Origin of the sequence: Rathayibacter iranicus NCPPB 2253 = VKM Ac-1602 (genome assembly GCF_003149025.1) — a bacterium.
Classification (GTDB): Bacteria; Actinomycetota; Actinomycetes; order Actinomycetales; family Microbacteriaceae; genus Rathayibacter; species Rathayibacter iranicus.
In genome coordinates, this window is record NZ_QGDV01000001.1 from 124,536 (window position 1) to 145,337 (window position 20,802).

The following is a 20,802-nucleotide window of genomic DNA, read 5'->3' on the forward strand; positions in this document are numbered from 1 at the left end:
CTCCGCGTCATGAAATGGAGTCCTCACGGTGGTCCCTCGAACGACCCTCCTTAACCCGGTATCCGTCCCGATGAGTCCCGGGCTCCGCTCCGTCCGCCTTCGCGGAATGGATGGTCTCGCCGCTGTTCGTCGCACGGTCGACATCCGAGTCGAGAAGCCACTCGATTTTCGGATGGACCTTCTTGTCGGTGCGGTCGACCGGGTGCGTGTTCTGCACGTCGTCAGCACGGCATTCGCTGTGCGCTGGCCGGACGCGGGCTTGAGCACCGCCTCCTCCGCCTTTCTGCTGCCAATGGAGGGGACTCTTGGGCTCGAGACGGAGGCGGGATTCACGACGGTGACCGACGGCGGGTTGGCGCTCTCGGCGGAGGAGCGGATCATGATCCAGACGTCGCGGCCCGCCCGCTTCCTCACTCTCTGCATCGACGCGGTCGAGGGCGATCGGATGCACCGACTCGACGGCGCGAACCGACTTCCTCCCTCCCCGGTCACTACCACCGCCCGGACCGTGCTCCGAGCGTTCCTAGCCGACCTCGATGTCGAGCACCCTGTGCAGTCCGAGTACCTCCAGGGAACCGTGCTGCGCCTCGGGCGACTGCTCAGCGCGGTCCGGGAGGAGGACAGCGTCAGCCTGGGCGTGCACGACATGGTCGAGGCGGCCGTGCAGGTGATCTTGGCCGACTACGCTGACCCGCACCTCGATCCTGCAACGGTCGCCTTCCGCTGCCAGGTCAGCCTCCGCTCGTTGCAGCGGGCTATGGCTCAGGAGCGGCAGACCACCCTGCGCGACTTCATCGTGTCCATCCGCACCAAGAATGCGCTGCGCTTGGTCGCCGCCGCCAGTGACGAGGTGCCCCTCGCCGATATCGCGAGCAGCACTGGCTTTACGTCGCCCGACCGGCTCCGTCGAGCCATCGCCGCCGAGACGGGGCTCTCCCCGACGGAGTATCGGCGCAGGCGGCAGCTCGGCGGGCGCGAGGCGGTGTCCGCGGGGTAGGCGAACGCCGTAGCCTGTGGCTCCGGCGCGCGTCGCGCAAGGCCCTGGTCGTGCTCGGCGCCCGCGCGTACCGTCGGACCGTCCTCAGCACCACCCGGTTCCGTCTGATCGGCGCCGGGTTCGAGAAGGGAACGGACATGACGGCATCCGGCACGACGCGCATCCTCATCCTCGGCGGTGGCTACGTCGGCCTCTACACAGCCTGGGGACTTGAGAAGCGGCGGGGGGAGGCGCCGATCGACGTCACCGTGGTCGAGCCGAACCCCTACATGACCTACCAGCCGCTGCTTCCGGAGGTCGCGGGTGGCCACGTGCAGCCCCGGCATGTCACGGTCCCGCTCGTCTCGGCGCTCAAGCGCACCCGCGTCATCCGTGGTGCGATCACCGGGGTAAGTCTGGCCGAGCGCAGCGCGTCCGTCGCGGCGATAGACGGCTCGACGCGCACGCTCGAATTCGATCAGGTTGTCTTTGCTCTTGGCGCCGTGACCCGCACCTTTCCTACGCCCGGTCTTTCCGAGCATGGCATCGGCTTCAAGACTGTAGAGGAGGCGGCGCACCTGCGCGACCGCGTCATCGAGAACATCGCGAAGGCGGCGCTCACGACCGACCCAGTGGAGCGCCGCCGCCTGCTCACCTTCGTCTTCATCGGTGGCGGCTACACCGGAGTCGAGGCGTTGAGCGAATTGCTCGACCTCAGCCGTCGCACTCTCGCCGCTCAGCCCTCGCTTTCGATGGGCGACGTCACGTGGCACCTCGTCGAAGCGCTCGATCGCGTTGCTCCGGAGGTTGGCCCCGAGCTTTCGGAGTGGACGCTCAACCACCTCCGCTCGCGCGGCGTGCACATTCATCTGAAGACGACGATGCCCTCGTGCGAGGGCGGTGTCGTCGAACTCTCCTCCGGCGAGCGCATTCCCGCGGCGACCATCGTCTGGACCGCGGGCGTCAAGCCGAACCCGATCCTGGACGCGACCGACGCGCCGCGCGGGCCGAGGGGGCACGTGATGGCGGATGCGCGCCTGCGCGTCGTCCGCGAGGATGGCGAGCCTGTCGGCGGAGCCTGGGCTGCCGGCGACGGGGCTCAGGTGCCGGATCTCACGGCCGACAAGCAGCCCGCCTATTACCCGCCGAATGCCCAAAATGCCGTTCGGCAGGCCAAGCTCCTCGCGCGCAACATCATCGCCGACCTCACCGGCGGCACCATGGAGGAGTACCGCCACGCCTCCGTCGGCACGGTCGCCGAGTATGGGATCGGCAAGGGCGCAGGCCTGATTAAGGGCGTTCGGTTGCGGGGCTTCCCGGCCTGGCTCGCGCATCGCGCCTATCACGGCGTCGCGATGCCAACCCTCGACCGGAAGTGGCGGATCATCACGGGTTGGCTCGCCGACGCGGTCGCTCCGCGCGACCTCTCGCCGATGAGCGCGCTGCAGGACCCGCGCCGCGCCTTCCGCGAGACCGCCGACGCGACCGACCGTGCTGCCGCCGCTGCGGCGGGCAAGGCGCCCGACCCGTCCTGACGTACCCCGCACCCACTGTCCAAAAGTTGTCGCACTCGAGCTCGAGTGCGACAACTTTTGGACTCTCGCGCTCGTTGCTCCCGCTTAGGGGACGCTGCAGGCCGGCTCTGTGGCGCCCTGGGCCGACGGCGTCGAGACGGCCGGTCCGTTCACCCCGGCGTCCGGCTCGGGCACGCTGATCCGTGTCGCTTCGGAGTCATCTCCTCCGCCGATCGCCGCAAGAACCGTTCGGTGTATGAGTTCCGTGTCCGGCCGCTCCGGCAGCGTCAACGGTTCGCCGAGCTCGACGCGGACGAAGGGATGGGTGCGTGCCGAGTTCGCGAGCCGGGCCAGAGCGGGAAGGGCGCTGGTCGGGAGGCTCGTCGCGACGTTCTCGGATCCGGAGCGCGCGAGGGCGGTGAAGCGGGTGAGGATGGTCAGCGGATCGACCTGGCGAAAGAGGGCGGCTTGGAGACAAGCCTGGCGTTCGGAGCGGTCGGCGTCGGATGTGTTCACTCGGGAGCGGGCGTACCACAGCGCCTGGGAGCCGTCGAGGTGCTGCAGACCGGTAGGGATCGGCGGCCCATACTCGACCGGCCGTCCGCTACCGTCGTCGGGCACTCCCGCCTGGAGCACCGGCCTGGTGTTCACGACCGAGACCCCGCCCAGCGCATCGACGAGGTCGATGAATCCGGTCATCCGGATCGAGACCGTGGCCGAGATAGGCAGACCTGCGTACCCCTCTACTGCATCGCGCATGGCGGCGGCGCCGGGATCCGGGTCGCCCGGGTACAGCTCAGGATGAGTCGCTCCGTACTGATAGAGATGGTTCACTCCGCAACCGGCCATACACCGGGTGCCCTCCGGCAGTGCGCGGGCCAGAGCGGAGCCCTCGGGATAGAGATAGTTCGACGCCGTCCGCGGGATGCCGAAGAGGACGCTCCGACCGGTGACGGCATCGACGCTGACGAGGGTCAGCGAGTCGGGCAAGAGCACCTGGTCGCGGTTCGGATCGGCGTCGAGCCCCATCACCAGAATGTTGTAGCGCCCATCGACGGGCGTGATGCCGCGGCCGGAGGCGAAGACCGAGGTGAGCAGATCGTGCTGCGCGACGGCGGCGGTTACCCACCACGTCGTCGCGCCCAGGGGCAGAGCCGCCGCGACCACGGTGACAAGGGCGAGCGCCGCTCGAGCCCGCCGTCGCGGACGCACGAGGAACGCCGCAGTGACAGGGCCCGAGAGCCAAAAGAGACCGAGACCCGCACCGAGCGTGCCTGCGACGGCGACAGCCATCGGATCGGTGGCGAGTCGCACGAGGAGGGACGGATCGGACGCGATCATCCCACACAGGACGAGTATCCCGACGCTCGCGGTCGCGGCGACTCCCAGACGCACAGCAGCGGCTCGACGCGCACCGAGGAGGCGGTGTCCGAGCCCCGGGATGAGCAGCGATCCGGCGACTGCGGCGAGGACCTTTCTCGTGCTCACCGGATCAGATATGGGGACGGGCGGGCGAGGAGATCTGCTCCCCGACCCGCCCGTCCCGTCACTCATGTTCCGAGATCTCAGGCGCTCGCGCGGCGACGATGCGCCACGATGAGCCCGCCCGCTCCGGCGAGGAGGAGAGCGGAGGCGGCGAGGGCAAATCCGCCTGCCTCGACTCCGGTCTCGGCGAGGTGCGGCGAGGCTGCGGTCGGTTTCGAGCCGGTGTCTGTGGCGGAAACCGTGGCGACGGGAGTTTCGGTCGGTGTGTCGGTCGGGGTCGCCTTCGCGGCAGCACCGCCGTCGAGCGTCGCGCTGGTCAAGATGCGCCCGTAGGAGTCCATCAGGGCGACCCTGTGCGGATCAGTCGTCCACTCGGCGCCGATGGTCTGGGTGACGGCGGCGTTGGCGATCGTCGGAGTGCCGAGCGTCGTCCGGTCGGAGTAGATGACGACACTGGTCGACAGCCCGTCCAGGTCGTTGTCCCCTTCCCAGGAGACGTTCGAGAACGTGAGATCGAAGGGCTGGCCCAGCGCGTAGCTCGAGGGTGCGACGGTCGCAGTGGTGAACGGAATGATGTAGGGCTCGTAGCTGCTCTCCGCGGGCGCGACGACCGTGGGCACGGCGCCCTGGATGACAGCGGTACCAGCGATCGGATCGACGTCGTACGTGACTTCTTCGCCGCGGTAGATTGCCGCGGTCGCCTCTGGCTGGGGCGGCAATTCGAAGTCCGGAACGACTGCGCTCGGGCTAAAGAAGTACAGGTTGACGGGGCCGGCGAAGTTGACGATCCGGGCCGAGCCCTCTGCATCGAGCGACGCCTTCTCCAGCGTGAGCCTTCCGCCCTTGCCGGAGAGCGAGCTGGGCAACTGTGATTGGACGAAGACGTCGTAGCCCGCGTAGGCCGGGCCGGCATCGACGGTGATGCCGCCACCGTTGTAGCCGAGGGCCTCCTCGCCACTTGTCGTCTCGGAGGTGGGGGCGGCCGAGGCAGGGGCCGCTGTGGCAAGGACGAGGCCGAGGGTCGCTGCGGCGAGAGCTGCGGTGACGAACGGATGGGAGCGTGCTGTCATGTGGTGCTTCTTTCGGAAGTGTCGAGGCCCCCTCACGGCGAGTGGTGCTCGGATATTTTGGCGCAGATTTTCTTCGCCATGCGTCCGTGACGTTTTCTGCGAGTCCTCCTTCGTCGAGAAGATCGCGTCCATCGCATGCCTCCCGCAGATCGGGCGTCAATGTGGTATGGACGACCGGCGCCGATTCAGCGGGAGTTGCTGCGGGAGCTGACGCCGTCTCCGCTTGCGCCATTGAGGGTCGCGAGCGCGAGGACCCGGCCGGAGGAATCCATCACGAAGCGCGGCCACCTTGACGGAGTCGATCCAGTTACGGCAAAGCTGGCGCACAACGTCGGATCCTGACCGGGCGTAGCGCCAGGTCTCGAGATCCCGCAGTCTCGGAGCCGACGGCTCGTCCTCGACCTGCCCCACGTCGAGGAGGTCCGATCGCGGCCGACCATGGCCTTTCCGCGCGATCGCGTGCCGATCACTGGTCGGTTCGTGACGGCCCGAACTCTGGCGCGCCCTGCCTACCCCTGTCGGGGGATACCGCATCCCACTCCTTCTCCTCAGCCGCCCTCACGCCCAGGGCGAACAGGCCTCCGCAGCGGGCTCAACGCTGGCTACAGTCGACGTATCGGAGCCCACCCCTGCGGGTTCTGTAGGGAGTGACAGCATGTTCGAGAGATTCACCGATCGCGCGCGGCGCGTCGTCGTCCTGGCCCAGGAAGAGGCCAAGATGCTCAATCACAACTACATCGGCACGGAGCACATCCTGCTCGGGCTGATCCATGAGGGCGAGGGAGTTGCCGCCAAGGCGCTCGAATCCCTCGGCATTTCGCTCGACGCAGTGCGCGAGCAGGTGCAGGACATCATCGGCCAGGGGCAGCAGCAGCCGACCGGCCACATCCCCTTCACGCCTCGAGCGAAGAAGGTCCTCGAGCTGTCCCTGCGCGAAGCGCTGCAGCTCGGTCACAACTACATCGGGACCGAGCACATCCTGCTCGGCCTCATCCGCGAGGGCGAGGGTGTCGCGGCCCAGGTGCTGGTCAAGCTCGGCGCCGACCTGAACCGCGTGCGTCAGCAGGTCATCCAGCTGCTCTCCGGCTACCAGGGCAAGGAGCAGGTCGCCGTGGGCGGTGAGCAGCAGCAGCCTCAGGGAGGTTCGCAGATCCTCGACCAGTTCGGACGCAACCTCACACAGGCGGCGCGCGACAACAAGCTCGACCCGGTCATCGGGCGCGAGAAGGAGATCGAGCGGGTCATGCAGATCCTCTCCCGCCGCTCCAAGAACAACCCTGTCCTGATCGGTGAGCCCGGCGTCGGCAAGACCGCCGTTGTCGAAGGACTCGCACAGGCGATCGTGCGCGGAGACGTGCCCGAGACGCTCAAGGATAAGCAGCTCTACACGCTTGACCTCGGCTCGCTCATCGCCGGCTCCCGCTATCGCGGAGATTTCGAGGAGCGCCTGAAGAAGGTCACGAAGGAGATCCGCACCCGCGGCGACATCATCACCTTCATCGACGAGATCCACACCCTCGTCGGCGCAGGGGCCGCAGAAGGTGCGATCGACGCCGCGTCGATCCTCAAGCCGCTGCTTGCCCGCGGCGAGCTGCAGACCATTGGCGCGACCACGCTCGATGAGTACCGCAAGCACTTCGAAAAGGACGCCGCTCTTGAGCGCCGCTTCCAGCCGATCCAGGTCGCGGAGCCGTCGCTGCCCCACACGATCAACATCCTTAAGGGACTGCGCGACCGCTACGAGGCGCACCACAAGGTGTCCATCACCGACGGCGCGATCGTCTCGGCGGCCAACCTGGCCGACCGTTATATCAGCGACCGTTTCCTGCCGGACAAGGCGATCGACCTGATCGATGAGGCTGGCGCACGCCTGCGTCTCTCGATCCTTTCGGCGCCGCCGGAGCTACGCGACTTCGACGATCGCATCGCCGTCGTCCGCGCGGCCAAGGAGGCCGCAATCGAAGATCAGGACTTCGAGAAGGCCGCTTCACTCCGCGATGAGGAGAAGCAGCTGCTCGGTGAGCGCCTGCGCCTCGAAAAGCAGTGGAAGTCCGGCGATGTCAAGGCCACCGGGGTGGTCGATGAAGGTCTGATCGCCGAAGTCCTCGCCCAGGCGACGGGCATCCCGGTCTTCAAACTGACCGAAGAGGAGTCTTCGCGGCTCGTCTTCATGGAGAAGGCTCTGCACCAGCGGGTTATCGGTCAGGAGGAGGCTATCGCGGCCCTCTCGCGGACCATCCGCCGCACTCGTGCCGGCCTTAAGGACCCCAAACGCCCCTCCGGGTCGTTCATCTTCGCTGGCCCGACTGGTGTCGGAAAGACCGAGCTCGCCAAGGCTCTCGCCGAGTTCCTCTTCGACGACGAAAACGCGATGATCTCGCTTGATATGTCGGAGTACGGGGAGAAGCACACGGTCTCGCGGCTGTTCGGCGCCCCTCCCGGGTTCGTCGGCTTCGAGGAGGGTGGCCAGCTCACCGAGAAGGTGCGGCGCAAGCCGTTCAGCGTGGTCCTTTTTGATGAGATCGAGAAGGCGCACCCGGACATCTTCAATTCGCTCTTGCAGATCCTGGAGGAAGGTCGACTGACCGACGGCCAGGGCCGTGTCGTCGACTTCAAGAACACCGTCATCATCATGACCACCAACCTCGGTGCTCGTGACATCGCCGGCGGTCCCGTCGGGTTCCAGATCGAGGGCGACACTGCGACCGGCTACGACCGCATGCGCGGCAAGGTCAACGAGGAGCTGAAGAAGCACTTCAAGCCTGAATTCCTCAACCGCGTGGACGATGTCATCGTCTTCCCGCAGCTGTCGAAGCCCGAGCTGCTGCAGATTGTCGACCTGTTCATTAAGCGCCTGAGCGATCGTTTGCTCGACCGTGACATGACTGTCGAGTTGACGCAGTCGGCCAAGGAGCGGCTGATCGAGGTCGGGTTCGACCCGGCTCTCGGCGCTCGCCCTCTTCGTCGCGCGATCCAGCGCGAGATCGAGGACCAGCTGTCCGAGCGGATCCTGCACGGGGAACTCGGCGCAGGCGACCACGTTCATGTGGACTTTGTGGACAACGGCTTCGTGTTCACCACAACGCCGCGGCTGATCTCGATCAGTGCCGGTGCGTCTTCCGGAGCGGCCACCGCCGGCCCGGCGACGCCCGACCTGATGGCGTAGCGGTTCCGACCGATTCGTGCCCGTCCCTCCTCAGCGGGGCGGGCACGTCGTCGTTTCCCGGTCAGTTGTGGTGGAGGCACCGACTGTGCGGCGAGACAACCGACTGTGCGGCGAGACACCAGTCGGGGCGGCGCCTCGCGGTGGGGCCGGCGCCTTGCGGCCCTAGGCTGGACGGGTGGCTGATTGGAAGTACCCAGTGCGCCGGGCGCGCACGAGCGATGTCCCGTTCATCCAGCAGCTGAGTGAGCCGCTTGTGAACGAGCGCGTCCTCCTCGGCAAGGACCGCGTCGTGCTCTACGGCGCCGTTCAGGAGTTCCGGATCGCGGAGGACGGTGACGGCACCGCCATCGGCTGCGGCGCGCTGCACGTGATGTGGGACGACATCGCGGAGGTGCGCACACTCGCGGTCGCGAAGGACTGGCTTGGCAGGGGCGTCGGCCATCACATCCTGGAGCGCCTCGAGAATGACGCCCGTGAACTCGGCCTCACGCGGCTGTTTTGCCTCACCTTCGAGGTCGACTTTTTCGCTCGGCACGGCTTCGAGCCGATCGGCGAAAAGGTTGTCGATCCTGAGGTGTACGCCGAGCTGCTGCGCTCGCCCGACGAGGGCGTCGCCGAGTTCCTCGACCTCGCCCGGGTCAAGCCGAACACTCTCGGCAATACCCGCATGCTCAAGACGCTCTGACAGCTCATTCGTCGTAGCCTGTCCCGGTGACTCCGCCGCCCCGCCGCTTACCCTCTCGGGTCTACCGGCGACGCCGGGCCGCGGTCCTGCTCGCGCTGGTCGTGATCGTCGCCGGCCTCGCGATCGTCCTCTCGCTGCAGCCCTGGGCAGGCGCCCCCGATGCGCAGCCGAGCCCCACTCCGACGACCTCGCTGCCCACGCTGTACCCCTCGACCTCCCCCGAAGCGACGCCCGGTGCGGCCCCCGCGTGCACGGCCGACTCCGTCGCCGTGACGGCCGTCACTGACGCATCGAGTTACGCGCCCGGTGCAGAACCGCAGCTTTCACTCTCGTTGACCAACACGTCCAGCGCCGACTGCCTGATCGACGCTGGCACGAGCAAGCAGGTCTTTACCATCACCAGCGGGTCGGAGCAGATCTGGACCTCGACCGACTGCCAGACCGGCGCCACCGACCTCCCGATGCTGCTCCAGGCCGGCCGCTCGGTGACGGGCAGCGCGCTGACCTGGGACCGCACTCGCTCCTCCGCGGAGACGTGCTCGGGCGGGCGCGAAGCGGTCGGGGCGGGAGGTGCCGCCTACAATCTGTCGGTGTCGGTCGCGGGGATTCCCTCGGCCTCGCCGACCCAATTCCTGCTTCAGTAGTCCGCTCCGGGGGACGTTCCTCGCGGGGAACGTGCGCGGCATACAGAGGCATGTCGGGGCGCCTCGGCAGGGTTTTGCTCGGGCCGGCCGACCGTTGTGGCCGAATATGACTCGCCGGCGCAGGCTCTCCGCGGCCCTGCTCGGGACGCCGGCGAAAGCGTCCGCCGTAGCCCTCCTCGGCGCCGCTGTCCGCGGGCTGGTGAGGATCGAGGAGACGGGGGGCGACCGGAAGCCGGACGACGCAGTGCGGGTCTTCGATCCGTCGTCGATTTTGGTGAGCGGTGGTGGTGGTGGTGGAGCATAGGCGGGGCGGGTTGCCGATCACCCTGCGGGGACGCGCTCAGGTCGGACGCTTTCGGCCCGGATGCGCTCGGGCACGGGAACGAGCGCGTGGGTGATGGCACTCGAGAGCGTGAAGGCGCTCGAGTCGAGGTGGGAGGGGTGGCCGAGCCGTGTCGCCTCGCCGGCGCGCTGCTTCGCGCCCGAGGCTGGGCGGATGTCGCCGGAGAGGCTGATCTCGCCGAAGGCCGCGATCCCCGGGCGCAGCGGTGTATAGGCGTGAGCGGAGGCGATGGCGACCGCGATGGCGAGGTCGGCCGCCGGCTCCATCAGCTTGACCCCGCCCACCGTTGAGACATACACGTCGCAGCGGCGTAGCGGGAGGCCCGCCTGCCGTTCGAGGACCGCCAGGATCATTGCTACGCGGGAGGGATCGACGCCGTTCGTCACTCGACGAGGATGTTCGCCGTCGTTCGCGATCACCAGTGCCTGGATCTCAACGGGCAGCGCGCGACGCCCCTCCATCGCGACAGTGACGCAGATCCCGGGCGTCGGGAAACGGGTTCGGCTGAGGAAGAGGCCGCTCGGGTCGGGAATTTCGGCGATGCCCTCGGCGGTCATCTCGAAGCAACCGACCTCGTCCGTTGGGCCGAAGCGGTTCTTGAGCGAGCGTACGAAACGAAGGGCAGTCTGACGGTCGCCCTCGAAATGACAGACAACGTCGACCAAGTGCTCGAGCAGGCGTGGGCCGGCGATCGAACCGTCCTTCGTCACGTGTCCCACGAGCACGAGGGGGAGCGCCCGCTCTTTGCAGACCCTGATGAGAGTCGCCGCCACTTCGCGCACCTGGCTCGGGCCGCCCGGGAGGCCGTCAATGGTGCTGCTCGCGACGGTCTGCACCGAGTCGACGATGAGGAGGTCCGGTCGGACATCGTCGATATGGCCGAGAACGGTGCCGAGGTCGGTCTCGGCCGCAAGGAAGAGGCTTTCGTGCATGGCACCCGTGCGCTCGGCCCGCATCCGCACCTGCGCGGCCGACTCCTCCGCACTGACGTAGAGAACCCGCTGGCCCTTGGCCGCAGCCCGGCTCGCCACCTCGAGCAGGAGTGTCGACTTGCCCACCCCCGGCTCTCCGGAGAGCAGGACGACCGCGCCGGCGACGATGCCTCCTCCAAGAACCCGGTCGAGTTCGCCTACGCCGGTGGGACGGTGGGCGGCTGACGTCGTCTCGATCTGCGTGATCGGCCGAGCGACCCGACCGGCGGCGGGAGCGACGGCCGTCACCGCGCGCACGAGGCTGGTGCGCTCAGTGCTCTCGACTACGGAGCCCCACTGCTGGCACTCGCCGCAGCGGCCGACCCACTTCGCGGTCGTCCAGCCACATTCTGAGCAGCGGTATGCGGCGGTGCGTGTCTTCGAGGAGGCCATGAGGTCCTTTCGGGGCGGGGAAGCAGACGAGCGCGACGCTACGGGGGACCCCCGACAATGTCGTTTCGTCGGGCGTCGCGTCGACGGCCGTCGTTGCGTCGGCTACGGCTGCGTCGGACGCCGCTTTATCGAACGTGTATTCGACACTACCTTCGACCACCGACGCGGGAGCCGGGCCACGCCACTCCTGGGGACACACCGGCAGAAAACGCGCTGTGGAGGACGCTCTCGCTCCAGCGCTGCCCAGCCAGCGTCGGAGGTCTGCGCGAGACTGAGGGCATGCCCTCGACAGTGCACGTTCTCAAGTCAGGCCGCCCGCTCGGAGTCACCTGGTCGGGCCCCGACGGCGCGGAGCGGGTTCTCGTGCTGGCGCACCCGGCGCCCGGGTCGTCCGATTTCGATCCCGACCCCGTCGCGACCGCAGGCCACGGAGTTCGCCTGCTCTCCTTCGACCGTCCGGGCTACGGCGCCTCCGGGCTCCTGACCGACCTCGACGTGGCCGGCGCGGGTGCCGGTGCAAGCCCCGAGCAGGCCGCCGCCGACATCGCCGAGTACCTCGCGGCCGCAGGTATCGCCTCCGTCTGTGCGGCAGGCTGGTCGGCAGGCGGGCGTGTCGCTTTGGCTCTTTCCGCCAACTACCCCGGGCTGGTCCAGCGCGTCGCCGTGATCGCGACGCCCGCGCCCGACGACGCGGTCCCCTGGGTTGGTGATGAGAACCGCGCAGTGTTCGAGGCCCTCGCCGCTCTCCCGCTCGCCGAGGCCGTCCGTTCGCTCAGCGCCTCCCTTGATGCGGCCATCGGCATTGCCCCTGGCCCCGACGCGCTACTTGGGATGCTCGGCGCCGCCGAGGCGGACACCTCGGTTCTCGAAGCCCCCGGCGTCCGCAAGCGCCTCGACCGCATGCTCGAGCGCGCAGTCGCTCAGGGCACGCTCGGGGTGGCGGCTGACCTCATCGGATACGGCGTGCAGGAGTGGGGCTTCGCGGTCGAGGATGTGGTGTCGCCGACGCTGCTGCTCTACGGCGCGGAGGACGCGGTCGTCGGCCGCCGTCACGCCGAGTGGTACGCCGGGCGCTTGCCCGACTCGCGCCTCGATTTCGTCCCAGATCGAGGCCATCTGCTCGCACTATCGGAGTGGGAGCGCGTGCTTACGTTCCTCCTTTCGGCCTGATCACCGCTGATCGGCGTGGACGGTCCGATTGGCGTGGATTCCGGCCGTCGCCTACACTCGTCCTCGGTACCGTGTCCGAGCGGCCGAAGGAGCATGTCTCGAAAACATGTGTGGGCTTGCGTCCACCGTGGGTTCAAATCCCACCGGTACCGCCACTGTGAGGCCCTCTACTTTCCCGGAATGACGCGGAAGTAGGGGGCCTCAGCTCTTGAGCGCTTGGGTGGTATTCCACGCCGACATCTGTCGCATTGCGAGGGTGATTGAGTGCCGCTGCGATGGTTCACCGGTCGTCGTTGGCCAGGTCCGAAGATATTGAGTTTCTCCTTGGTGAGCACCGGTCGCGCTAGTCGGGAGTTCTCTTTCGCTCGGGGAGCGATCCGCAGTCTTCGTGAACGACATTGGCGAACGAGATGTGCTCTGCCTCGTGATGTGCTCTGCCTCGTCAGGAGTTCGATGCAGACGTGAGTCCCGGTGCTCGGGTTGGGTACCAGTGCATCCATGACGACCGCGGGGCTCTGTCGAACCTCCGCTCATCCTGCGTACGACCCACGCTTCCACCAAAGCAGGGGCCTTCACGGTTACGGAGCCGCGTCACTCCGCGCCTGTCTCGTCGAGCCTCTCAGCCCTCGCGGAGTAGCCACGACTGCGCTGCTCGAAGTGCCCGACGCAGGCGCTCGACCGCATGGTCCACGTGCGTGCAGCAGACGTCGGAAAAGGAGCCCATGCCGCCCCAGAGCTGCAGTGCCTCGGCGGCGGCACGGCGAAGGTCGCGGCGGGTAGTCACCTCAGCGAACAGCTGGTCGAGCCAGATGGCGGCATTCGACCTCGCGCGGTCGTCCTGCACCCAAGCCAACTCGCGGAACTCATCGATCGCCGCAGCGATCTCGGCCATGACCGCTGTCGTCGTCCGCTCCATGCGGAAAGTCTAGAAGCTGTTCCGGTGCGGCGTGCACTAATCGACGTTGCGCCCTTCGGAGAGCGGCCCGCATTACGGCACCGACCGTCGTTGTCTAGCGACGCCCGGTTGGCGATCAGCGTCGGTGCGACTCCGACTCCGGTGCGGCGATCACGAGGGGAGTCAATGCTCCGGATCGGCGTGGTCTGGTGGGGCGCTCGGCCAACCCGGCAGATGGCGCACGGTGCGCTCATCACGCGGACGGAAGCGGGGAGTGCGCTGGTGGATCACGCTTTCCCGAGTTCTGCGGGCGTGCCTGATTCAGTGCGGGAGGAGGCTTTCCATTCTCTGCGCGCGGTGCTCGCGATCGTTGATGCCGTCGAACGTCGATGATGTCGGTGGCGCTCACTACCGTGGACCCATGAGCCTGACCTCCAGCTTTACCGTGCCGACTAGGCCACCGGTCCTGCAGCTGGTGAAGACGGCGGTGGCCACTGCCGTCACCTGGATGCTCGCAGCGCTGATCTTCCCCGGGACGTTGCCGGTCTTCGGGGCTATCGCGGCGTTGTTGGTTGTCGCGCCGAGCATCAACCAGTCGTTCTCGAAGGCACTCGAGCGCTCCGTCGGTGTGATCATCGGCGTCATCGTCGGTTCGGTGATTGGCACCCTGCTCGGTGGCGACAGCATCATCGTGCTTGTCGCGATCGTTGCCGCGATCGTCGTGGGCTGGGTGGTGCGGCTCACCCCGGCGTCCGCTGTACAGATCCCGATCAGCGCGATGCTGGTGCTTTCGGTTGGCGCAGTGACTCCGAACTACGCGCTCGACCGCATTCTCGAGACGCTCGTGGGCGCGGCTGTCGGAGTCGTGGTCAACGTTTTGATCGTGCCCCCGGTCGCGCTCGCTCCGGCCGAGCGGGCGGTCGGCGACCTGACCGCGCAGCTCTCGGCAAGCCTCGACGACCTGGCCGACGCGCTGCAGGAGCCGGTGCCCGCTCGCCGCCTCGACGAATTGCTGATCACCGCACGACTCTTGCAAACCATGCAGCACAAGGCGGAGGAGGCCATCGCGACAGGCGAGGAATCGTTGCGACTGAATCCTCGACGCTCTGCGCACCGCGATCGGCTGCTCGCCCTTGATTCGGTCATGCCGCGGCTCGGACGCATCGTGACCCGAGTGCGCGGGATGACCCGCACCGTGCACGATCTCTATGACGAGGACTTGGTCGGCGAGCCGACGATCTCGGCCATCGCTGTGCAACTGCACCGGGCCGCTCATGATCTCCGGCTGCTCGTGCAGTCCGCGGTCGACCTCCCGGAGCCGGAGGCGATCACCGACGAGCTGCCCGCCCTCACGGCCCCACTGGTGATTGCGACGCCGCATCCACAGCACTGGATCCTGCTGGGTGCACTGGCAGAAGATCTCCGCCGCATCCGCGAGGAGATTGTGGGCAGGGAGCCCTGAGCGTGGTGTGCCCGGTCAGTGCTCGTGTCCGTCGCGGTCGACCAGCTCGCTGTGGTCGGGTGCCTCGTCGTGCAGTGCCGACGGGTCACTCGCTTCCGCATGCTGCGTCTTGCCCTCGGCGATGAGCGAGTCGTCATCGACGAGGATGCCCGCGAGCTCGGTGATGCGGCCGCGGAGAGCGCCAAGCGGATCTCCGATAGCCGCATCTTCCTCCGAGTGGTCGACTTCGGAATCGGGGTAACGCCGCAGAACCGCCTCCCCGTGATCTGGCTGCGGAGCGCGGGCGTGCTCGACGCAGAGTCGCGCCACCTCCTCGGCGTGAGCGTGCATCACCGAATGCGAGGCTCCCGGGATCTCCCAGGCACGCGCGTGCGGGATGGCCACGGCGATCTCCTCGGCCCACTCCCGCGGCACGAGGCGGTCGAATTCGCCGCGGATGACGAGCGTCGAGGCGCGGATCTGCGGCACAGTGTCCTCGATCCGGTACTGCATCATCTCGGGCAGCACACGCGAGAACCAGCGCGGACCGCAGAGCAGGTAGGCGCCGGCCGCGAGCAGGGCCACTTGCAGCGGCTCCCTGACGCTGGATTGCGCGAAGCGCAGGGCGGCGGTCGGGATGCTGCGCTCGTGCCGGTTCATTACTGGGCCGAGTAAGACGATGGTGCTGAGCTCTGGCCGTCGCGCCGCAAGTTCGGCGACGACCTGTGTGCCCATCGAATGGCCGAGGACCACGGGATCCTCGAGCCCGAGCTTGTCGATCACCGCTCCGACCAGGTCGGCGTAGTCGCCGATGTCCATCCGGCGTGAGTCGACTGGGTGCGGCACTCCGCCAAAGCCCGGCAAATCGAGGGCGTGCACAGGTCCGAACTCGTTGAGTGCGGGTGCCAGCCGCTCGAAGTAGGTGGCTGCGACACCGATGCCAGGGACGAGGACGAAGGTCCGCTCGCCGTCGCGCCCTACGGTGCTAACCCGGGCCCAAACATCGCCGTCGTGCACACGCTGGACCGAGACATCGGTGCTGCGGTAGCGGCGGCGGGGGTCTCGACGTCGGGAGAGTGTCGTCGCGACGACGTCCCGGAGTGCGCGGCGCAGAGTTGAGGCGAGGGTAGGGAGGAGGTCGCTCGGACGGAGCACAAGTGCCTCCTTCAGTCGGGGATGGATCGCTGCGAGCCTAGGCGGTCACCGCCGGGCTCAGATCAGCATGTCTTCCGATCTGTGGAGGATCAGCCGTGCCGGCCCGATGTGGAGGGAGCCACCGGTCAGCGGTGTCGTACGCACTCCACCGTGTCGTCGCATCGCGCGGAAGGCGCCGGGGGCGAGGGAGACGTCCATCCACGCGCAGGGATTGGCCGGCCGGCCGCCCTGGAACTCGATCCGCTCGTCTCCCTGTTCGACAGCGAACGTGCGTCCCGTGAGGGCGTCGATGTCGGCGCCGCGGACCACGATGTTGCGCCGGGCGTCCGAGGGGTCAAAGGGTCCGGTGCCAAGTTCGGCGGCGATGCGCTCAAGGGTCTCGACGGCGAAGAAGGTGATCGCCGCCGTGCGGTGGGCGCGTTGCGCAAAGTAACGGTCGCCGACAATGCCGAGGCCAGCGCGGATCCGGATCTGCTCGGGCTGCTCGTTACCCTCGGAGGGAATCGGCCCGTCGGAAGGGCGGCCCTCGAAGCGGTGCAGCGGTGAGACGACGAACTGCACGAGCTCAATCGCGGCAGCCTCCATGAGTGCCACGCTACCGGCGCTTCAGTGCCGCGAGACGTCCACGTGAGTGGCGAGATAGTGCGTCAGGAGCGGCGCCTCACCGTCTGGGTATGCGCTCAGCGCTGCCCTCCGTGATTCGCGGAGGGGGTCCGCGGCATGTATAGTCGTACCTCGTTGCGTGCGCCTCCGGGCGACGCGATGCACTGCGCCCGTAGCTCAACGGATAGAGCATCTGACTACGGATCAGAAGGTTGGGGGTTCGAATCCCTCCGGGCGCACTCTGGTTGAGACAGAGCAGAACGGCCCGCTTCGGTGGGCCGTTCTCGTTTCTCCTAGTGATCGTCTGGGTTTTCCGGTTCGTCCGTGAATCATCGGCTTCCTGGTCGGTCCGGCTTGATGCCCGCTTCCCACGACTAGAAGTTCGTCGGGTTCGATGTGGTCTTCTACCGTGGTGAGCGCGACTCTGCGCAGCCCTCCCCCGAAGGATGACATGACGAATCCGGTCGAGACGGTTGCGCGCACCTCGTGCGCTGCTTTTCCGGTGTTCTGGGTGTCCCTCCGCCCATCACCTTGACTCGGATCACACCGTTTTTACCTGATCGCCCGGCACTTCTCGGAAGGAAACCTGGAGACGTTTTTCTGGGATCAGGCCTACGGTGGCACTCTGCTCTCGTGGACTGCCGGCGCCATGATGCTCGTACTCGGCGGGAGCGTCGAGGTTCTTCTCATGGCCGAAATCCTGTGGGGCTCTCGCTGCAGCCTGGCTTTTCCCCGGGCTTCCCGCCTCTGAAAGAGTTGTCATCGGAGAGATAATGGTGTACTTCTTCGCCGAGCCATTCGACGTCTACGCCCAGTCAGGGGAGCTCGTCTAGACCGCTGCCAGCAAGAGGTCGGGCGCGATCTGGGTGTCGGACAGGAGGTGGGTCCGCGCGGTAGACGTCGGAACGCGCATTTCCCTGGGTCCAGCCGTTCAGGAGTTCGAGTAGAGCCTTGACCGCGTCGAGATCGGGGAACGATCGATGTGCTGAGTGCCGTTACGCAACTTGTAGCGGGCGATGAGACCTCGTACGCGTCGTTCGTGAACTGGCTCCCTGCCTCGAACCGCTCGGGCGTCGCTCCCGAGGCATGGTCGCTCACCGAGTAGGGCGGTTCCAGGCCTTCGACGCTCGCGAACCTCATTTGCCCCGAACGAGGGGGGAATTCGCTGCATTGCGGGCCGCTCCATCCCTCCCCAGGTGTTATCTCGCGCCGTTCTCCCCAGAAGTGCTACCTCTCGCCGCGGCAGGACCCCGGCCGTCAATAGCCTCCTCCCGTGGGGGCTGAACGATCGCCACCGGCGCAGTGCGTTCGGGCGGCAGAAGAGAGGACATCGGATGAATCGAACGGAACAGTCGGGGCGGGACGAGCGTCGACGGTCTCGGGCGTGGACGGCACGCGCTCTCGTCGGAACGACGATGGGCTGTGTGCTCGTCGGCGGCCTACTCGGAGGAGGGCTGGCTCCATCTCCGGCGATGGCGGCCGACGCTCCGCACACGACAATCGAGAACACGCTGCTTCACGGCGGCGCCACGAATGCGGGAGTGACGACGATTTCGGCGTACGTGCGCACAGGTGAAACGCTCCGTGTCGATCTGCATCCGCTGAAGGGCGGCTCCGGCGCGGGAGAGGGGGAGAGCGGCGGCGGGACGGCGAAGGTGACCGCCCCTGACGGCGCGGTCCTCGATCAGCAGGTCTTTCCACGGGGCGCACCACCGACCACGACCGCCGGCGGAACTTTCACTGCGTCCGAGTCAGGCGTCTACCTGATCGAGGTAGCGGACGACGACGTGACCGCTCCGGTCAACCTCGTCTGGAACGTCGGCGTCGAGGACGACCGTGGTTCCGCGCTTGCGGGCAGAGTGTGGTCCACCTCGTACGGCATCCAGTCGGGGGCTCGCGAGTCCTACTCCACTCCCGAAGAGCGGCGGTCCTCCTTCTCCCTGCATGCGGTGACAGAGACGGGCGCACGCTACGAACTCGGTCTGCGTGGATACGACGGAGTCGCCTCGACTCTGCAGGCCACCAACAAGGGGAACGTGCGAGTCGGTTCCTCCGATCCTTCGTATCTCTCGGTGCCCATGCCACAGTCCTCCGAGGCAGGAGGAATCGGAGCGCAATATGTGCAGGCGTCCGGCCGCTCGGGGATTGATGGTCTTCAGACCTACAAGCTCTTCCTCGATCCACCGTCGGCAGACCTGCCGGAGTCGATTGCCCCGGAATACCGCGCTCCGACCATCGACGGGCTGGCCTACAAGCGCTCGTCGACGGGCTCGAACGCAGGGACCGTGACGGGGAGCCTCGGCACCCAACCGGGAACAATCGTCATCGACATAGACGCGGACGGCGACGGAGCATATGACGGCGACCGGGATGTCCACCTCACCCGGATCGCGGGGAGCACGGGGCCATTCTCAGTGGACTGGGACGGTCTCGACGGGAAGGGCGGAACAGTCGACAGTGCGGCTCGCGACGTCACCTTCCGTGCTGCTGTTGGTCGCACGAACGAGTTCCACTTCACTCGCGTGGACGCTGAGTCCTCCAGTGGCGGCGTGTCGATCCAACGATCGACGGGAGGGGACGGGAGCAGGTCGACGATTCACTGGGACGATTCTCTCTTCGCTCAGTCGGGTTCGGAACGCTACTCGAGCACCACGGCGGAAACCTCCGGTGAGGCGGGTAGCGACTCGACCGCAGGGATCCACCGCTGGGAGGGGGATGACTCGGGCAAGGGTCGCGCGCCCAACGAGAACGACTCGGTGCACGGTTCCTACGGAGACCTACGGGCGATCGACGACTGGTCCTTCGGATCCGACAGCGCGGTCGCCGTCACCGGCCTCGACCCGCTCGTTCCGCACGTGACGATCGCGAAAACGTCGTCTGTTGACTCCGCCACTCCGCTCGTGCCCGGTGCACGGGTTCCATACCGGGTTGTGCTCACCTCGGACGGCTCCGGAGATTACCCCGACGCGTCCGTGATCGACTACCTCGACGAGGGAGTGCTGGACGACGCCGACCTCGACCCGGCTTCGATCCGCACCTCCCGCGGTTCGGCGGCGGTAGACCAGTCGACGGGTCGCATCGCCTGGTCCGCCGGGACGCTCCCGGTCGGGGCGACCGCGGAATTCGCGTTCGATGTGATTGTGAACGGGGCGGGCGATGATGCGCTGACGAACACGGCCTGCCTTGCCGGAGCTCGGTTCGTACCCTCCGAGTCGAGCACCGGGACCGACGCGAACCCTTGCGCCACCGTCTCGCACACCGTCCGTAGTGGCGGGCTACTGCTGCGCAAGACCGCCTCTCAGGAGAGCGCGGAGCACGGTGGCACCGCCGGCTTTGACATCGTCGTGGCGAACACGGGATCGATCGACGCTGTCGATGTCGGGATCACCGATGTGCCGACGCTTGACCGACTCCTGGAGCCGACCATCGACGACGGCGTAGGAGGTACGCAGCCTGCCACGGAGCCCGTCACCGGTCTGACGATTCCTGCTGGTGGGCAGCTCTCGCTGCACGTGAGCGGGAGGATCGCCGACGGGTTCGACGCGATGTCTGTGCCGAACCGCGTCGCGATCACGCAGCAGCCAGAGGGCTTCGACCCGCCGACGATTGAGAGTGCCTGCGCCGACGACGCCGGATTCTCCTGCGCGGAAATTACCGTGCCCGCCGTGCCCGGACGCCTTTCGATCGACAAGACCGCCATCGATGAGACCGTCGACCACGGCGAGCGGGCCGGCTTCCACATCGTGATTGCCAACGAGGGAGCGCGCCCCGCCGAGGGCGTCACCCTGACGGACGTCCCTGAACTGGAGCACCTCAGTGAGGTGACAATGTCGCAGGACGGCGGTCCCGCGTCCTCCGACCTCTCCGTTGAGAATCTGTCCCTGGCGCCCGGAACGTCGACCACCTTCACGGTGACCGGCCGGGTCGCCGACGGAGTGGACGCATGGACCATTCCGAATCGCGCGCGTCTCGAAGGCGTACCCGACGACTTCGAGCCGACGTCGGTTGCTCACCCCTGCGCTGACGACGCCTCCGCCAGCTGCGCGCGGGTCGCGGTGCCTCCGATCGGAGTCGTGCCGACAGTGCTCGCTTCGACGGCGGCGCTGGCCTCAACAGGGGTGCCGGTCGGACCCCTCGTCGGCAGTGCAGCAACGCTCCTCCTCGCCGGCGGAGCACTGATGGCGATGCGCCGTCGTTCGCGCTCGACCCACGTCAACTAACCACTCCACCTCGGCCCCGGGTCGCCCTCCGCGACCCGGGGCCCTCACCGGCTCTTCGAAAGGCACCACCG

The 20,802-nt window shown here is 67.4% G+C and carries 16 protein-coding genes and 2 tRNA genes; 11 read left to right on the forward strand and 7 right to left on the reverse strand.

Annotated elements, in window-relative coordinates; all coding sequences use genetic code 11:
- The first annotated feature begins 28 nt into the window (after positions 1-28).
- Positions 29-997, forward strand: a complete 969-nt coding sequence (locus tag B0H03_RS00630) for a helix-turn-helix domain-containing protein (protein WP_127844070.1) — start codon at positions 29-31, stop codon at positions 995-997.
- 50 nt (positions 998-1,047) lie between these two features.
- On the forward strand, positions 1,048-2,511 hold the full coding sequence (locus B0H03_RS00635) for an NAD(P)/FAD-dependent oxidoreductase (protein ID WP_241560470.1): 1,464 nt from the start codon (positions 1,048-1,050) through the stop codon (positions 2,509-2,511).
- An 84-nt stretch (positions 2,512-2,595) separates the two neighbouring features.
- Here the strand turns inward: B0H03_RS00635 and B0H03_RS00640 are convergent, their stop codons facing one another.
- Positions 2,596-3,978, reverse strand: a complete 1,383-nt coding sequence (locus B0H03_RS00640; protein WP_160487189.1) for an LCP family protein — start codon at positions 3,976-3,978, stop codon at positions 2,596-2,598.
- A gap of 77 nt (positions 3,979-4,055) precedes the next feature.
- Positions 4,056-5,045: an LPXTG cell wall anchor domain-containing protein gene (locus tag B0H03_RS00645; protein WP_104266203.1), complete on the reverse strand. Its 990-nt coding sequence runs from the start codon at positions 5,043-5,045 to the stop codon at positions 4,056-4,058.
- A 655-nt stretch (positions 5,046-5,700) separates the two neighbouring features.
- On the opposite strand from B0H03_RS00645, the gene B0H03_RS00650 reads away from it, so the two are divergent.
- The 3 genes from B0H03_RS00650 to B0H03_RS00660 all read left to right on the forward strand — a co-directional run bounded on the left by B0H03_RS00650 (position 5,701) and on the right by B0H03_RS00660 (position 9,540).
- Positions 5,701-8,211, forward strand: a complete 2,511-nt coding sequence (locus tag B0H03_RS00650) for an ATP-dependent Clp protease ATP-binding subunit (RefSeq protein ID WP_104266204.1) — start codon at positions 5,701-5,703, stop codon at positions 8,209-8,211.
- A gap of 175 nt (positions 8,212-8,386) precedes the next feature.
- Positions 8,387-8,896, forward strand: a complete 510-nt coding sequence (locus B0H03_RS00655) for an amino-acid N-acetyltransferase (RefSeq protein ID WP_104266205.1) — start codon at positions 8,387-8,389, stop codon at positions 8,894-8,896.
- Positions 8,897-8,922: 26 nt separating this feature from the next.
- On the forward strand, positions 8,923-9,540 hold the full coding sequence (locus tag B0H03_RS00660; RefSeq protein WP_104266206.1) for a hypothetical protein: 618 nt from the start codon (positions 8,923-8,925) through the stop codon (positions 9,538-9,540).
- Positions 9,541-9,861: 321 nt separating this feature from the next.
- On the opposite strand, the gene radA is transcribed toward B0H03_RS00660, so the two are convergent.
- Entirely contained in the window at positions 9,862-11,247 is a 1,386-nt protein-coding gene (gene radA, locus B0H03_RS00670) for a DNA repair protein RadA (RefSeq protein ID WP_104266208.1), read from the reverse strand.
- A gap of 279 nt (positions 11,248-11,526) precedes the next feature.
- Here radA and B0H03_RS00675 point away from each other — a divergent pair, with 279 nt between their 5' ends.
- Both B0H03_RS00675 and B0H03_RS00680 read left to right on the forward strand, forming a co-directional pair.
- Positions 11,527-12,417 carry an alpha/beta fold hydrolase gene (locus tag B0H03_RS00675; protein WP_160487190.1) on the forward strand — a complete coding sequence of 297 codons (891 nt, stop codon included), beginning with the start codon at positions 11,527-11,529 and terminating at the stop codon, positions 12,415-12,417.
- 65 nt (positions 12,418-12,482) lie between these two features.
- Positions 12,483-12,572: transfer RNA gene (locus tag B0H03_RS00680), tRNA-Ser, on the forward strand.
- A gap of 464 nt (positions 12,573-13,036) precedes the next feature.
- Here B0H03_RS00680 and B0H03_RS00685 read toward each other — a convergent pair.
- Positions 13,037-13,333, reverse strand: a complete 297-nt coding sequence (locus B0H03_RS00685) for a DUF6966 domain-containing protein (protein WP_104266210.1) — start codon at positions 13,331-13,333, stop codon at positions 13,037-13,039.
- Positions 13,334-13,733: 400 nt separating this feature from the next.
- Here B0H03_RS00685 and B0H03_RS00695 point away from each other — a divergent pair, with 400 nt between their 5' ends.
- Positions 13,734-14,774 carry an FUSC family protein gene (locus tag B0H03_RS00695; RefSeq protein ID WP_104266253.1) on the forward strand — a complete coding sequence of 347 codons (1,041 nt, stop codon included), beginning with the start codon at positions 13,734-13,736 and terminating at the stop codon, positions 14,772-14,774.
- A gap of 15 nt (positions 14,775-14,789) precedes the next feature.
- Here B0H03_RS00695 and B0H03_RS00700 read toward each other — a convergent pair whose 3' ends face one another.
- Entirely contained in the window at positions 14,790-15,908 is a 1,119-nt protein-coding gene (locus B0H03_RS00700) for an alpha/beta fold hydrolase (RefSeq protein WP_241560471.1), read from the reverse strand.
- Between the two features lie 57 nt (positions 15,909-15,965).
- On the reverse strand, positions 15,966-16,493 hold the full coding sequence (locus B0H03_RS00705; RefSeq protein ID WP_104266212.1) for an MOSC domain-containing protein: 528 nt from the start codon (positions 16,491-16,493) through the stop codon (positions 15,966-15,968).
- Positions 16,494-16,677: 184 nt separating this feature from the next.
- On the opposite strand from B0H03_RS00705, the gene B0H03_RS00710 reads away from it, so the two are divergent.
- Positions 16,678-16,750: transfer RNA gene (locus B0H03_RS00710), tRNA-Arg, on the forward strand.
- 302 nt (positions 16,751-17,052) lie between these two features.
- Here B0H03_RS00710 and B0H03_RS16075 read toward each other — a convergent pair.
- Positions 17,053-17,274, reverse strand: coding sequence for a hypothetical protein (locus tag B0H03_RS16075; protein WP_127844071.1), 222 nt, complete (start codon positions 17,272-17,274; stop codon positions 17,053-17,055).
- A 219-nt stretch (positions 17,275-17,493) separates the two neighbouring features.
- Between B0H03_RS16075 and B0H03_RS17205 the strand changes: the two genes are divergently transcribed.
- Both B0H03_RS17205 and B0H03_RS00715 read left to right on the forward strand, forming a co-directional pair.
- The gene (locus tag B0H03_RS17205) at positions 17,494-17,616 is read left to right on the forward strand and encodes a hypothetical protein (RefSeq protein WP_258076329.1); all 123 of its coding nucleotides are present in this window, start codon (positions 17,494-17,496) and stop codon (positions 17,614-17,616) included.
- Positions 17,617-17,845: 229 nt separating this feature from the next.
- Entirely contained in the window at positions 17,846-20,731 is a 2,886-nt protein-coding gene (locus tag B0H03_RS00715) for a DUF7927 domain-containing protein (protein ID WP_104266213.1), read from the forward strand.
- The last annotated feature ends 71 nt before the right edge of the window (positions 20,732-20,802 follow it).

Bases quoted from the DNA above. Each gene is read 5' to 3' on its own strand.
- B0H03_RS00645 (WP_104266203.1), bottom strand. From the start codon at position 5,045: ATGACAGCACGCTCCCATCCGTTCGTCACCGCAGCTCTCGCCGCAGCG.
- B0H03_RS00650 (WP_104266204.1), top strand. From the start codon at position 5,701: ATGTTCGAGAGATTCACCGATCGCGCGCGGCGCGTCGTCGTCCTGGCC.
- radA (WP_104266208.1), bottom strand. From the start codon at position 11,247: ATGGCCTCCTCGAAGACACGCACCGCCGCATACCGCTGCTCAGAATGT.
- B0H03_RS00675 (WP_160487190.1), top strand. From the start codon at position 11,527: ATGCCCTCGACAGTGCACGTTCTCAAGTCAGGCCGCCCGCTCGGAGTC.
- B0H03_RS00685 (WP_104266210.1), bottom strand. From the start codon at position 13,333: ATGGAGCGGACGACGACAGCGGTCATGGCCGAGATCGCTGCGGCGATC.
- B0H03_RS00695 (WP_104266253.1), top strand. From the start codon at position 13,734: ATGAGCCTGACCTCCAGCTTTACCGTGCCGACTAGGCCACCGGTCCTG.
- B0H03_RS00705 (WP_104266212.1), bottom strand. From the start codon at position 16,493: ATGGAGGCTGCCGCGATTGAGCTCGTGCAGTTCGTCGTCTCACCGCTG.
- B0H03_RS16075 (WP_127844071.1), bottom strand. From the start codon at position 17,274: ATGACAACTCTTTCAGAGGCGGGAAGCCCGGGGAAAAGCCAGGCTGCA.
- B0H03_RS00715 (WP_104266213.1), top strand. From the start codon at position 17,846: ATGAATCGAACGGAACAGTCGGGGCGGGACGAGCGTCGACGGTCTCGG.